Source organism: Aquimarina sp. AU474 (assembly GCF_900312815.1).
GTDB lineage: Bacteria > Bacteroidota > Bacteroidia > Flavobacteriales > Flavobacteriaceae > Aquimarina.
On record NZ_OMPE01000008.1, the window covers coordinates 119,359 to 134,906 of the forward strand.

Below are 15,548 nucleotides of genomic sequence, written 5' to 3' on the forward strand. Positions count from 1 at the left end.
ATGAAAAATAAGCAGTTTCTTTTGGCTATTATAGTCATGATAATTACAAATTCGATGTATTCTCAAATTCGGATAGGAGGTGGAGTATCTATAGGAGTAAGTATAGATTTACCAATTCCTGATATTGTTATTGTTGCGGAAAGATCAGAAACTCCAAGACCAGGACCACGTGTAAGATGTAGGCAAGCTGTTATTCATACCTGTGATCATTCGTGTTTTGATAGTCTAGGAACTATAAATCACCAAAATGGACCAAACGGACGATATATTTATAAAGTAACCGAAGCTTCTTTATTACCGATAGATAATGGTGAAGAAAAAGTAGTTTATCATTTGGATACTGGTGAAATCCTTGAGATTATTATTTCTACTCTAAACCCTAGTGATTATAATTATCAATATTACGACCCTAGTTGTCAAAATTGCCAAGATAGTAACTCAATACTTTTAGTACTTTTAAATAATGAAGAATTACCATTGCGTAACGGTAGTTTATCATTGCAACCGTTGGGTAACGGGCAATTTCGAAACGTAATCAATATTCATAGTGTGTATGAAGGAAATTTTAATGGATCAATAAATTTTTAACGCAAGTATTTTTTATCCATCCAAAACGTCCCAAAGGGTATAATAGAACATAGTAATACTATAGCAAGTGTTTTAGTATTCCATTGTTTCTCAGTCTTTACCACAATGGCAAAAACGATATATAATAAAAATAATACACCATGAGCCATACCAATAATTTTATTAGGTTCTGGGGATTCGAACATATACTTTAATGGCATAGTTACAAATAATATAAGAAGATAAGAGATACCCTCGAGATAGCTAATAAATCTAAAACTTGTGATCATATATTTTGTTATTTTTCGCTAGTATAATTTAATTCAAAAACTTCAAGATTAAAATAAGGAATTGTAGATAGTAAATGGTCAAAAATATCGGCCATAATTTTTTCATAATTTTTCCAAACCTTATCATTACTAAAAGCATAAATCTCTAAAGGCGTGCCCTGTGCAGTTGGAGCTAATTGCCTGCTCATTATGGTCATTTCTTGATTGATATAAGGGTGGTTTTCTAGATAAGATTCTACATAATTTCTAAACACCCCCATGTTAGAAAGATTTCTCCCATTAACAGGAATACTTTTATCTATGCTTTGCTTTTGATTGTATGTATCAATTTTTGATTGTGATGTTTTTAAATATTCTTTAATTAATTCTATTTTTTCTAACCTTGAGATGTCTTCAGGGGATAGAAATGAAATACTCGAGGTTTTAATAAGTAAAGATCTTTTAATTCTTCTTCCGCCAGAATCCATCATACCTCTCCAATTTCGAAACGACTCGGATGTAAGATAGTAGGTAGGGATAGTGGTGATGGTTTTATCAAAATTTTGAACTTTTACCGAGGATAAGTTAATCTCAACCACGTCTCCATCTGCACCATATTTTTCCATTGTAATCCAATCTCCAATTCTTACCGTATCATTAACGGCTACTTGTATACTAGCTACAAATCCAAGAATAGTATCTTTAAAAATTAGAAGTATTACTGCAGACATAGCCCCAAGAGCTGTTAAAAATGTCCAGATCGATTTACCTGTTATAGACGAAAAGATTAAAATAGCACCGATAAACCATACGAATATCATAAATACCTGAACATAACTATCAATAGGTTTATCCTTAAAAGACTCTAAAGATTTTAAAAAATCTCTTAATGTTCTAAATAGGCTTCTTAATATCCAAATGGTCAATACAATAATCATGATATCGAACAGGATTTCAAGATATTTTTCGGTAGTAGGAAATGCAATAAAAAGCTTTGGTACTATCCATATAGTTAGTGACAACGGTACGATATGCGCCAGGTAATCAAAAGTTTTATTTTTAACCAAATAATCGTCAAAGACATTTTTTGATTTTGTGGCATATCCTTTAAAAATAGACATGAATACTTTTCCAATAATAAGATCAATAATAAATAAAGTAATGAATAGAATACAGACTCCAATGATTACGTTTAAATATTCTGCTGTATTTTCTGAAAGTCCCTTAGAAACAAAAAGGTTATAAAAATATCGAGTTAAATCATTCATAAAGGGTGGATGCTAAAATTTGATGCAAAATTAAACTCTCTAAGGGATTTAATAAAAAATTATAGTTATGATTTTTATAAAATTTCAAATTTGATATATAAAAAAACGCTTTACCCAATCGAATAAAGCGTTTTTGCATATTAAAATATACTTTTAGAAATTAAAATCTAATCTTCCGTAGTAATACGCTCCACCAAAGCCCATTTGTACGGCATCCCAGTATCCTCCTGCTTCAGTTTCTCCATCATTTTGCTGATCGGGGTATTCATTAAAAATGTTGTTTCCTCCGATAGTGAATTTAAGATCATCTGTTAGCTTATAACCAAGGTTTAGATCTGCTGTAATTTTAGCACCATATACATCTTCAGTATCAACAAAATCAATCAATACAATTTCACTAAAATGAGTTAGTCCTATCCCAGCATTAAATTTCTCTTTACTGTAGTTTACATTAAAAGCAAATTTACTATCAGGAGCAGAAGCTAACAAAAATGATTTTTCCCTTTCTCCAAAGAAAGTGGCTTCATCAAGATTTCCATTCTTTACTTCTTCGATAGTCATGTTGTTTATGTTACCCGCTAGAGTAGCCGAAAGATTACCAAAGTCATAGTTTCCTTTCCAAGAAAGAATGATATCCAAACCAGTAGTTTCTGTATCTACTCCATTAGCAAAAAACTGAGCTTCGTTTACATTTGGTATTTGCGGAGCCGCAAATGTACCCGTTAGTACAATTCTATCTTTAACGCTGATGTAATATCCATCTACGGTAACTGTAAAGCCTCCAAAATTGGCTGTAACTCCTAAAGCACCATTTACAGCAGTTTCTTCTTCGAGGTCATCAATACCAAAAGAGGCTGTTACAGGACTATTGTTAGGAGATAATAATGTCTCTGTGGCTACACCGCCTTGAAAATCTGTAAACCTAAGATTATAATAGATTTGTGCTAATGAAGGAGCACGAAAACCTGTACTTACCGATCCACGAATATTTATGTCTTCTGTAGCTTTTAATCTAAAGGCGAGTTTTCCATTAATTGTACTCCCGAAATCACTATAATTTTCAAATCTAGCGGCACCTCCTAATAAAAAGTTATCGGTAATATCAAGTTCTGCATCTGCGTAAAGAGATAGATTCGATCTTGAGCGATCTACTTCGTTGGCTGGACTATACCCAGGAAACCCTTGGGATCCACCAGGGCGTAATTCTCCAGAATCAGGATCTACAGGTTGTGTTTGATTGGCAGGGTCGGTAATTGGTAACCCGTTAATATCATAAGTGGCATATGATCCTTCTTCACCAGCAAAAATAATGAAGTTTTCTGTTCTATATTCTGAACCAAAAGCAATATTCAATCCTTTTAAAGTATTAGGATAATACTTTGAGAAATCTAAACTGGTTGTATTTTGACTTAGGCTATGCCCTCCCGCATCAAAATCTGTAGGAGATGATTCTTGAAGAGAGGCATTTAATGTACCAAGAATAAAGTAATGAAAGTTATTTTTACCCCAGGTGTTATTAATGTCAATTTTCCAACCGCTATCTGTTTCTGTGCGTATTCCTGCAGACACCGAATTATCTATGATGTTAGATGTAATTCTTGGAGTGAATCCATTAGGGAATATTGAAGTTACTACTCGTTCTCCGCCATTACGGGTAAAGGCAAAAGCATCTGTGTCACGATAATTTCTTCCTCCAAATGCGTATAATTCGGTTTTCTTGGATAATGGTATTGCTGCATTGGCAAAGAAATTAAATCCATCAATAGCCGCTTCTCCAAAACCTCTTCTAAAATCAAAACCAGGACGTAGCGTTTTGTTTTTACTCACATATTCTGTAGTAAAATTTGCATATCCACCATCGCCTATACCAACACCATAATTAGCGGTAACTTTTACAGATCCCCCATCGAAACTTTTATCATCAGCAATACGGTTACCATCATTGTCGGTATCTAATCTATTTCCATCAGTGTTAGGTGTTCCTGCCGGAAAATCACCCTTTGCATTAGTGTTGTAAGCACCATAACTGACACTTCCGGATATTTTATTGATATTATCTTTTAATACAATATTAATAACTCCTGCGATAGCATCAGAACCATATTGTGCAGCTGCTCCATCTCTTAAAACTTCTATTCTTTTGATAGAAGATGCTGGAATTGCATTTAGATCTGTTCCGGAGTTTCCTCGACCTCTAGTACCAAAAATGTTAATTAAAGAAGAAGAATGCCTTCTTTTACCATTTATTAATACCAAAGTTTGATCTGGCCCAAGACCACGTAAGGTTGCCGGGTCTATATGATCTGCACCATCTGATCCAGATTGTTTGTTTGCATTAAATGAAGGTGCGGTATACTGTAAGAGTTCATTAATTTCGATTTTACCACTTTTAGTAATGACATCTTGCATGTCGATGATATCAATAGCCACAGGCGTATCTGTAGCAGTCCTTTTGGGACTTCTTGATCCAACTACTATAATAGTACTTAATGCTTCTCCTTCGAGAAGAACGACGTCAATTTTTTCACGAGTTCCTACTTCGATTTCTTGAGTTTCAAAACCTACGAAGCTAAATACAAGTATTGCTCCAGAATCTACAGCAATAGTGTATTTTCCCACCTCGTCCGTGGTTGTCCCTTTAGAAGAGCCTTTTTCGAGAATATTAACAAAAGGAAGAGGTGAACCCGAAGAATCGGTGATTGTTCCTGTAACGATTTGTTGACTAAAACTCAGACATGTGAATAAGCCGAACAAAATAAGAGTGAATTTTTTCATGTATTATTGTTTATTTAAGATGATTGTAATGTTAAAGATATTTAAAACTTAATTATTAAATGTCGTATTTGACTTAGTTTTTTAATAGTTGTAAAAACCTATTGCTTTGATATTCTTGGAATAGCGTCCGCTCAAGCTGGATGTAGTAAAGTTTCGAATAAAAAAAGGAGCGCTTTAGAAAAGGCTCCTTTGTAATGTTTAATTCGAAATGTGTATCACCTATAGACAAGGTGAATTCATAGGTAGTGCGCATAAGAAAACATCCCATTCACCATTACAGCGTAGACAAGTTTCTTCGTCAAAAATAAAAAAACCACGACCTTTAATAGTTTGTTGTTGGTTTCTACTTAATTTTTCAACTCCGTTTAATTTTAAAATACATGATAACATAATATTAGGTTTTAAAAGATTAAAACCTAAGGTACCTCTTTAAGATAAATAATAATAGGTGACTAAGGTAAAGTTATTATAAATTTTATTAAGCCAAATACTTACTCAGGTACATTTAATTAGCTCTATAAATAGTAGTGATCACTTGATCCGAATTCGAATCATAGGATTCGACAATAAAGTTTTTATCAGTATCAAAATGACCGATAGAATTATTGTTACCTCCAAAATTAACAATATAAAACCCATTGTTTAAAGACCTTACCTTAGATGTTTTATTTCCAGATTTTTTAAAAAAAGTCATTACATAACCTTTGCCATCAGAAATTTTGGAGTATCTATCCGTATCAGATGAAGATTGAGATTTTTGAACCTGTACCTCCTGGTCGGTATATGAAGCAGATTGATTTGTCTTATCTTCATCTCCTGGATTAAGTTTTATTTCACTTTTTTTAGTAATGACCTCTTGTTTTTTAATTACTTTTTCTTCGCCATTAGGGCCTTTTATTCGTATAATTTTGGTTACTGTTTCTTTTGAAGAGTTTTCTTTTGATTTGCTTACTTCTGATTGAGCAAACATACTAGTAGTGTTTCCTAGTACTACAATAATAAATAAAATTTTTAAAGTTTTCATTTGTTTGGTTATTGGGGTTTAAAATTACAAAAAAATGATAAAAACTGTTAAAAACAACTATTAGTTACTTTAGATAGTAGTTTATAAAAGTAAGATTATATAATCTTATTTGGCTGTACTTGCGTACTAACAATGAATAGCATTATCTTTGCACTCTTAAAATTGAGTTTGATTATAAAAATATAACTCAAAATATTATAATGTAATTATCATGAAAGCAGGAATAGTAGGATTGCCAAATGTTGGAAAATCAACTTTATTTAATTGTTTGTCAAACGCTAAAGCACAAAGTGCTAATTTTCCATTTTGTACTATTGAGCCTAATATAGGAGTGGTTAATGTACCAGATCCAAGGCTAGAAAAGTTAGAAGAATTGGTGGTGCCAGAAAAAGTAATTCCTGCAACTGTAGAGATTGTAGATATTGCTGGTTTGGTTAAAGGAGCTAGTAAAGGAGAAGGACTAGGGAATCAGTTTTTAGGAAATATTAGAGAGACTGATGCTATAATACATGTATTGCGCTGTTTTGATAATGACAATATTGTTCATGTAGATGGATCTGTAGACCCAATTAGGGATAAAGAAACTATCGATATCGAATTACAATTAAATGATCTTGACAGTGTTGAAAAGAAACTTGATAAGGTAAAGCGTGCTGCTAAAACCGGAAATAAGGAAGCGCAAAAAGAAGAATCAATTTTATTGAAACTTAAAGAAGGACTTGAATCTGGAGTATCTATTAGAGCTATAGACATCTCTGAAGATGATCATGATACATATGTAAAACCGCTACAATTTATTACAGATAAACCGGTATTGTATGTTTGTAATGTAGATGAAGGATCGGCAGTTAATGGTAATGACTATGTTACTAAAGTAAAAGAAACTGTTGCAGCAGAAAATGCTGAAGTAATAGTATTGGCTGTAGGTACAGAAGCTGATATTACCGAATTAGAAGATTATGAAGAGCGACAAATGTTTTTACAGGATATGGGGTTAGAAGAGCCAGGAGCTTCAGTATTGATTAGAGCGGCATACAAATTATTAAATCAACAAACCTATTTTACAGCTGGAGTAAAAGAAGTAAGAGCCTGGACAGTTAATGTTGGTGCTACGGCTCCTCAAGCGGCAGGTGTTATTCATACCGATTTTGAAAAAGGTTTTATACGTGCTGAGGTAATTAAGTACGATGATTTTGTGAAATTTGGAAGCGAAGCTAAAGTAAAAGAAGCAGGAAAATTAGGAGTAGAAGGTAAAACATATGTTGTAAATGACGGGGATGTGATGCATTTTCTGTTTAACGTATAAAAGCAAAATTTAAATTCTTTATTAAACCTTTCTATATGTTTTAGAAAGGTTTTTTTAGTGACTAAAACTTTGTTTCAGCTTTATATATAATGATATATTATGAGGGGTTTTCATTGTTCGATTGAGTACTTTAAATGATGTTATGGATGATATCATTTTTACAATTTTAACGTTTTCTAATGTTTTTTCATTAAATTAACATACGGAAAAAGTAAGTTGATGCTTACAAAGGGAATTTTTTTAAAAACAAAATTTTTATTGAGAGGCAGGCTCTTATAATTAATTATTAGAAGTGCATGAGGATAGTTATGTCCATATTTTTTGTTGTATCCATAGGGTGGTTTTCTTATGGACAGGAAGAAATACATCCAAATTTTAATGACAGCCTACAATCTTTGATTGACAAATCGAATAAATTTACATACGATTATAAAATAAAGGAGTCCATTACGTATGCAATAAAAGCAGCTAATTATGCTCATAAGTTGGATAATAATTATTACAAGGGTCGTGCTTATTATAGTATGGGTAATAATTATCAAACTTTGGTTGATTATGAGAATGCAGAGCAGTATTACAAGAAATCTTTGAAATATGCAGAAGTTTCGAATGATTCTATACTTTTATTATGGAGTTATAATGGTTTGGGTAATGTGTATTACGAAGGGTATAAGAATTTAAGTACATCTCTTGAGTATTATAATAAAGCCAAAGAATTAGGAAAACTTTTAAATAACTCCTTAGAATATATGTCTCCAGTAATTAATTTGGCTAGAACATATGTAGACATAGAAGATTTTGATAAAGCACTTCCGCATATTGAAGAAGCTCGAAAATTAGTTGTTGATCATAGAAACATAGAAGGATATTGCGAAGTTTTTTATCTTAAAGGGAGATATGCTTTAAATAAGGGCAAGTTGAAAGAAGCCGAAGAGCACTTTCTAGAAGCTATTGATATAGCCGAGAGTCATGATATGATTCTCGAACTTTCTTATCTATTTAAGGCAAAGGCCGAATTATCAGAAAAAAAAGGTGATATAACAGGTGCTTATATGGATATTAAGAAATATCAAGAATATAAGGATAAGTTATATGATAAAGAGAAACTAAAACAAATAGAAGTTGCAAGAGTAAGTTTTAATGTAGATGAATATAAAAGAGAATTAGAAATTGCGCATAAAGAGAAGGATCACCAAGCTGGTATGGCAAAAAATAACAAAATCATACTTATTATTTCGGGTATTGGTTTATTATTTATGTTGGGAGCTGTGTTTTTCTTCTATTCGGGGTATAGATCTAAGAAAAAGCTAAACAGCGTATTGCGGGAAAAGAATATTGAACTAATCCAAGCAAAAACTGAGGCTGAAAATCTCACAAATGTAAAGTCTCAATTTATTTCTACGGTTAGTCATGAACTAAGAACTCCTTTATATGGTGTGGTGGGTATAACTACGTTATTGTTGGAAGAAAAAGATATTGCTGCTAAACATAAAAAATTATTAAACTCATTAAAGTTTTCTGGGGATTACTTACTCGATTTAATAAATAAGGTTTTAAAAATAAGTAAGATAGAATCGAATACTGAGAAGTTGACAAAAACACCTACTGATCTTTTACAGCTTTCTCAAAATTTACTGTACTCTTTTGAGTATCAATCTAAAAATAAGAATAATGAATTGATTTTAGATATACCAAAAGAATTGCCTACTGTGTTGAATGTTGATTCGTTAAAACTTTCTGAAGTTCTAATAAACCTAATTGGTAATTCAACAAAATTTACTGAAAACGGAAAAATTTGGTTAAGAATCAAGATTATATCTATCGATAAGGATGTAGTGAAAATAAGATACGAAATCGAAGATAATGGATTGGGTATCCCTGAAGATAAAAAAGAGTTTGTATTTGAGAAGTTTTCACAATTGGGAAGAGAATTTAATAAATCAGAAGGAACAGGTTTAGGATTATCGATTGTAAAAAACTTATTAGAAATGATGGATAGTGAAATTCATCTGGATAGTAAAGAGGGTAGAGGTACTAAGTTTTATTTTGATCTTGATTTAGAAATAATAGATGAAAAAGAAGATGAAGAGTTGCAGCCTGTAAGTAATGGTTTGCCTCAAGCTTTTAAGAAAATATTGGTTGCAGAAGACAATAAAATAAACCAAATTGTAACCAAGAATCTTCTAGATATTATTGGGTATAGTTGCACTGTAGTAGAAAATGGTTTTAACGCTTTGCAAATGGTTCAGAAAGAAGATTTCGATCTTATTTTAATGGATCTTAACATGCCTTACCTTAATGGGATGGAGGCAACAAAACGAATTAGAGAATTTGATAAAGAAACCCCGATAATAGCACTTACTGCAGCAGAATTGAGCGAGGTTCAAGAAGAATGTTTATCTATAGGGATGAACGATATTATTAATAAACCTTTGAATAAAAATGACCTTAGGAATATTATATTAAAGAATTTAACACCATAAAAAACGGCCTCTTAAAAAGAGGCCGTTTTTTATGATTAATTAGTTCCTTCCGGTTCTTTTATCTTTTTGTTCTTCACATATTTATCCAGCCATTGATCTTGTTCCCATAATAAGTGTAAAATCGATTCTTTAGCACGATAACCATGACTTTCTTTAGGTAGCATTACTAATCTTGTAATAGCTCCTAGCCCTTTTAAAGCATTAAAGTAGCGCTCACTTTGTAAAGGATACGTTCCTGAATTATTATCAGCTTCTCCATGAATCAATAATAATGGTGTTTTCATTTTATCTGCATGCATGAATGGAGACATTGTATAATATATTTCTGGTGCTTCCCAATAACTTCTTTCTTCACTTTGAAAACCAAATGGGGTTAAAGTTCTGTTGTAAGCTCCACTTCTAGCAATCCCGGCAGCAAATAAATTTGAATGTGAAAGTAGGTTGGCAGTCATAAATGCTCCATAAGAGTGACCACCAACAGCCACGCGATCTCGATCAATATATCCCATCGCATCAACAGCATCTATAGCGGCTTTACCATTAGCGACTAATTGTTTTCTAAAAGAATCATTTGGTTCCTTATCCCCCTCACCAACAATAGGAAAAGAAGCATCATCTAATACAACATAACCTTTAGTTACCCAATATAACATAGATCCCCAAAAAGGGTAAATAAATTCGTTAGGATTCGATGTTGATTGTGAAGCACTACTCTTATCCTTAAACTCCACTGGATATGCCCATAAAATCATTGGCATTTTCTCTTTTTTTTCTTTATCGTAATTTATTGGAAGATATAATGTACCTGAAAGCTCTAAACCATCATCTCTTTTATACTTTATAACTTCTTTATGAACGTTCTGTATGCTTGCGAAAGGATTTTTAAATGAAGTAATTTCCTTTAAACCTTCTTTTTTGTTAATATTTCTAATATAGTAATTGGGATATTCACTGGGCGATTCTATTCTAACTAAAAAAGTTCCTTTTTTTAAATCAATTGCCGAATTAATGGTTTCGATTTTATTAGTGTATTTGGATTGATATATTCGTGTTGTTTCACGTGATTTTATATTAAGTTTATCAATAAACGGAAACTGTCCTTCTTTACTATAACCATCACCTATTAAGTGCATAGTATCATTCTCAAGGTCAATAACCGAATATCCATATTCATTTTTTATAGTTACGGGATTCCCAGGATCATTATATCGATCTTGGTAATTTCTGTCATTAAGTATAGTTGATTTTACACCTGGCTTAGATGGGTTAAATACATACGTTTTAGTATTTCGCGTATTCCACCAGTAATCATATGCTATTGCATAATCGCTATTAGTCCATTCTATTCTCCAATATCTGCCAATAGTTTTTAGGATTGATATTGGTGTACTTGTAAAAGGAGCTTCTAGCTGAAAAACTTCATCGCGATATGCAACTTCTACTTTGGGATCACCCTTGTCCAACGCTTCAGCCCAAACTAAGGTTGCGGGTTTATCTGACCTCCATGACATTGATCTTTTACCCGTTCTAATCGACATAAACCCCTTTGGAAGAACCTCGGTAAGTGGCACTTTATTAATAGATTTTATAATTTCTCCTGAACTCTTATGTAATGTTGTCTCTTGCGGGAAACGTCTATATGGTACTATATAGGAAAAAGGTTTTTGGATTTGACTCACCATTGTATATTTTCCATCTGGAGAAAAGGAAATACTACTATACATGGCAGACGAAGCCCAATTTTTGATACTGCCGTCTAAATTTACTTTCTTGATTTCTGAAAGGGCTAATTGCTCAAAATTAAATTCATCATTCGTGTTTTTTAATAAATCTTGATAGGTTCTATTTTGCGCTTTTGTTCCTTCACTTATTGTAATTGTTGGACCTTTGGGTACAGCTTTCGAGGTATTGATTAACGATTTTTTGTTTTGAGGAATAAATTTTGTCAATAGACCAGAATTGTCTCTAAACCATATAAAAGGACTACCTAAGTTCGCATTCAAATTTGCATCTGTTACTTTCTTAGCAGATTTCTTGGCAATATTAAGAATCCAAAGTTCAACTCCTTTTGTCGTGGTATTTGTAAACGCTACCATATTCTGATCAGGTGACCATTTTAAATTGGTTATCCGCATATTCGCACTTAAACCATTGACTTGAATAGCTTCTTTATCATTAGGCTTTTTTATTTGGATATTATTAAAATAATTTGCCCTACTCGAAATATTCGTTGCTGGATTTATGCGTAATCCTGCCAATCGCATTTCTTGTTCGGATAGTTCTGAAATAGTTTTAAAACTTTCCCTGTAAAGGAAAATAAGATTTTCACCATTAGCATCAACATTAACACTCGGTGCTAATGAAACGTCTACTAAGTCAAGTATTTCTTTTGAAGGTTTTTGGTATTCTAATTTTTCTTGTGCATTACATATTGTAAAGGATACAAATAGAAAAAAGTATGATTTGATGAATTTCATTATGTAAATATTTTAGAATTTTATTTAGATGATTTGATGTTTAGGGAATAATAATTCTACAAGGTTTTAAATTAATACGTTAAGGTGGAGGGTTTTATTATTTTTTTAACATTTTATGCAAGATCATCGATAAATTGAGTCACATTGGCTATTACTATTTCTGCGTTTTCTTTGTGTGGCGTATGCCCGATGTCAGGAATGATTAAAGCCTCAGATGTTCCAGATGTGTTATTAACGATTGAATGAACCTGATCAAAGGTACCATATTCATCGTTTGCTCCTTGGATAATTAGAGAAGGACATTGTATTTTGTATAGGTATTGCTCTATGTTCCAGGATAGGTAATCTTTAGAAAGCCATGTTTCTGTCCACATTTTAAAAACGCTATCTGTTTTATCTCCATGATATTTTGATAATTTTTCTTTCAAGTTTGTATCCTGATAAGAAATAACAGCTTCTTTAATACCAAATAACGTTTCTTTTTCTACAAATACATGGGCACCTTCGGTAATAACACCGAGTATTTTGCTGGGAAATAATGCGGCTGCCAATAAAGCAATACTACCACCATCACTATGCCCAAATAGAATTATTTGTTTTAATGCTAGTGTATCAATGATATTGCCTAAAATTTTTGCTTCATCTTTTAAATAATCATTATCTCGCTTTTGAATGCTAAACTCAGAGGATTTTCCGTATCCCTGGCGATCATAAGAAATAACATTACAGCCAGTAGCAATTTCAATCTTTTTAGGGAAATCTCTCCATAGTTCAATACAACCCAAAGAATCATGTAAAAAAACAATAGTCGGCTTGTGAATTGATAGTTCTTTTGGGTTTGTAGAAAATCGTAATCTATGGCTGTTAATAATTAAATCCAAAGCGTTGTATTTGTTATAAAAAGTGCTAAAAATAAGCTAAAGTCTATACAAATTGTATATTTTGCGGCAGTAAAACTGTAACGCCTTATAGTTTTTGCCGTCTAGCTATAGTAAATATATTAAATTGTTAAAATGAAAAATGTTTTTGCCAAAATCTTTGTGGGTTCTTTTATTGTTGTAGGATGTGGAACGCAGAACCCTGTTAATAATGTTGCCACTAGTCAGCCTATTGTTACTGCTATAGATCTTACTCAAACAAAAGATGATAAAGTTCCGGTTGTAATTAATCCTGGTCGTTTTATTCAAGATTCTGTTAAGTACTATTTGCCAAAAGTAGTGCAAGGAACATATGCAGTTAGTGATTTTGGAAAATTCGTAGATGATTTCAAAGTTTTTGATTACGAAGGAAATGAAATGAAATCTGAAAAATTAGATACAAATACATGGTTAATTCCAAATGCGAAACAGCTCGATAAGATTTCGTATATGGTAAACGATACATATGATATTGAAAATGGTGGAGAAGGAACTCCTTTTTCTCCTTCAGGAACTAATATTGAAACAGAGAACTATGTATTGAATTTACATGGTTTTATTGGGTATTTTGATGTGTTGAAAAATAATCAATATGCTTTGGATGTGAAAGCGCCAAAGGATATGAAAAGGACTTCTGCTTTGCAAAAAGTAGGAACGGATGAGAATGAAGATGGATCTATTGTTACAGATAAGTATTTTGCATCTAGATATTTTGAAATTACTGATAACCCTATGATGTATGGTAATCTTGATGTTGAAGAGTTTTTGGTAGGTGATATTAAAATAGTGCTGAGTGTATATTCTCCTAATAATGTGCATACAGCGGCAAAAATTAAAGAGACTGTCTTTAAAATGATGAAAGGACAAAAAGCATATTTGGGAGATATTAATAGTACACCAAGGTATGATATATATTTATACCTGGCAGAGGGAAAAGAAGAATCTCCAACGGGGTTTGGTGCTTTAGAACACCATACGTCTACAGTTGTTGTTTTGCCTGAACAAATGGCCGATGAGGCTCTAGCATCTGCAATGATAGATGTAGTATCTCATGAGTTTTTTCATATAGTAACTCCACTTAGTGTACATTCTGAAGATGTACATTATTTTGATTATAATGACCCTACTTTTTCTAAGCATTTATGGATGTATGAAGGAGTAACAGAATATTTTGCAACCTTGTTTCAGGTAAATCAAGATATAGTAGAAGAAGGAGAGTTTTATGATAAAATAATGGGGAAAATTCAGAGCTCTAAAGGATTTGATGACGCTATGAGCTTTACTAAAATGAGTGAGAATATTTTAGATCAACCATACGCATCAAATTATGTAAATGTATATGAAAAAGGTGCTTTGATTGGTATGTGTATTGATATACTAATGCGTGAAGAAAGTAATGGAAATCGAGGAATCTTATCCTTAATGAAAGAATTGTCTTTAAAATATGGTAAAAACAAACCTTTTGAGGATGATAAAATTATAGAAGAAATAATAAATATGACATATCCTTCGATAGGAGAATTCTTAAAAACACATGTCGAGGGAAATACACCTATTGATTATAGTAAGTTTTTTGAAAAAGTAGGGCTTACTGTAAAAAAAGAAAAAGTAGTTACAAATTATATCCAAAATTCTGGAGCTTTAATTATTGCCGGAAATCAGGAAAAAGGAACTATATTCTTTACGGATTTGGTATCCGACAATAGTTTTTGGGCAGAAAATGGAGTTAAGCCAAATGATGATATTGTAGAGGTTAACGGAACGAAATTGACTATTCAAAATGCAAACAATGTTCTTGGTGCAACTTTTCAATGGCAAGAAGGAGATGATTTAGAAGTAAAACTTGATAGAGCAGGTGAAGAAGTTCTAATAAAAACAAAGGTAGCTAAATCATATACCCATGGAGAAAAATTAGGGCTTTCTGAAAACGCTACAAAAGCTCAATTGGCTTTACGAGAGGCTTGGATAAAAGGATAGCTAAATTATGATATATATAAACCAATAAAGGCTACCAAGTGGTAGCCTTTATTGGTTTATATTCTAAATGTGATTTATAAACGAGAAGAATCGTATATCAATACTTTACTCCACAGGTGTTGGTTCTCTTTGATGAATTTTTTATGAATAGGATCAACTTGATACTTATCATGTGCATCTATAGACTCAAACGTTACGACAATACAATAAGTGTATGAGGTGTCAATAACAGGCCTCTTTTCTGTGTTCGCAGGAATACCAAAATGACTTGAGGTAATAGATTTACAATTGTCGAGTAAATCATTTACTCCATTTTCAAAGGCTTTTCTTTCTTTTTCATTGTCGGGATTTTGTAACCAGAAGAGTACGGTGTGTACCAAAGGGCCTTCAATTTTTTTAGAATTTTTGTCCTTAGCGGGATGAGTTTGCGCTATTGATGAAAAAGTAATAAAGAATAATAACGTAACTATTGAAAATTTCATATG

At 32.3% G+C, this 15,548-nt stretch carries 11 protein-coding genes; 4 read left to right on the forward strand and 7 right to left on the reverse strand.

What is annotated here, in order from left to right; all coding sequences use genetic code 11:
* Window positions 1-588, forward strand: coding sequence for a hypothetical protein (locus tag DK508_RS10360; protein WP_160114648.1), 588 nt, complete (start codon window positions 1-3; stop codon window positions 586-588).
* On the opposite strand, the gene DK508_RS10365 is transcribed toward DK508_RS10360, so the two are convergent.
* From DK508_RS10365 to DK508_RS10380, 4 genes are all read right to left on the reverse strand, one after another.
* A complete protein-coding gene (locus tag DK508_RS10365; protein WP_109300695.1) occupies window positions 585-857 on the reverse strand; it encodes a DUF3817 domain-containing protein in 273 nt (90 codons plus the stop codon). The two genes, DK508_RS10360 and DK508_RS10365, sit on opposite strands and share 4 nt — an antisense overlap.
* Before the next feature lie 8 nt (window positions 858-865).
* Window positions 866-2,104 carry a mechanosensitive ion channel family protein gene (locus DK508_RS10370; RefSeq protein ID WP_109300696.1) on the reverse strand — a complete coding sequence of 413 codons (1,239 nt, stop codon included), beginning with the start codon at window positions 2,102-2,104 and terminating at the stop codon, window positions 866-868.
* A gap of 153 nt (window positions 2,105-2,257) precedes the next feature.
* Window positions 2,258-4,879 carry a TonB-dependent receptor gene (locus tag DK508_RS10375; RefSeq protein WP_109300697.1) on the reverse strand — a complete coding sequence of 874 codons (2,622 nt, stop codon included), beginning with the start codon at window positions 4,877-4,879 and terminating at the stop codon, window positions 2,258-2,260.
* Between the two features lie 505 nt (window positions 4,880-5,384).
* Window positions 5,385-5,903 carry a hypothetical protein gene (locus DK508_RS10380; RefSeq protein ID WP_109300698.1) on the reverse strand — a complete coding sequence of 173 codons (519 nt, stop codon included), beginning with the start codon at window positions 5,901-5,903 and terminating at the stop codon, window positions 5,385-5,387.
* A 211-nt stretch (window positions 5,904-6,114) separates the two neighbouring features.
* Between DK508_RS10380 and ychF the strand changes: the two genes are divergently transcribed.
* Entirely contained in the window at window positions 6,115-7,209 is a 1,095-nt protein-coding gene (gene ychF, locus DK508_RS10385; RefSeq protein WP_109300699.1) for a redox-regulated ATPase YchF, read from the forward strand.
* A gap of 296 nt (window positions 7,210-7,505) precedes the next feature.
* Window positions 7,506-9,692 (forward strand): response regulator, encoded by a 2,187-nt coding sequence (locus DK508_RS10390; RefSeq protein WP_109300700.1) that lies wholly within the window; start codon window positions 7,506-7,508, stop codon window positions 9,690-9,692.
* A gap of 35 nt (window positions 9,693-9,727) precedes the next feature.
* Here DK508_RS10390 and DK508_RS10395 read toward each other — a convergent pair whose 3' ends face one another.
* Window positions 9,728-12,169 carry a S9 family peptidase gene (locus tag DK508_RS10395; protein ID WP_109300701.1) on the reverse strand — a complete coding sequence of 814 codons (2,442 nt, stop codon included), beginning with the start codon at window positions 12,167-12,169 and terminating at the stop codon, window positions 9,728-9,730.
* A 113-nt stretch (window positions 12,170-12,282) separates the two neighbouring features.
* Window positions 12,283-13,050, reverse strand: a complete 768-nt coding sequence (locus DK508_RS10400) for an alpha/beta fold hydrolase (RefSeq protein WP_235016367.1) — start codon at window positions 13,048-13,050, stop codon at window positions 12,283-12,285.
* A gap of 132 nt (window positions 13,051-13,182) precedes the next feature.
* Here DK508_RS10400 and DK508_RS10405 point away from each other — a divergent pair, with 132 nt between their 5' ends.
* Window positions 13,183-15,063, forward strand: coding sequence for a peptidase M61 (locus tag DK508_RS10405; protein ID WP_109300702.1), 1,881 nt, complete (start codon window positions 13,183-13,185; stop codon window positions 15,061-15,063).
* A gap of 74 nt (window positions 15,064-15,137) precedes the next feature.
* Here DK508_RS10405 and DK508_RS10410 read toward each other — a convergent pair whose 3' ends face one another.
* The gene (locus tag DK508_RS10410; protein WP_109300703.1) at window positions 15,138-15,545 is read right to left on the reverse strand and encodes a Dabb family protein; all 408 of its coding nucleotides are present in this window, start codon (window positions 15,543-15,545) and stop codon (window positions 15,138-15,140) included.
* Window positions 15,546-15,548 lie beyond the last annotated feature (3 nt).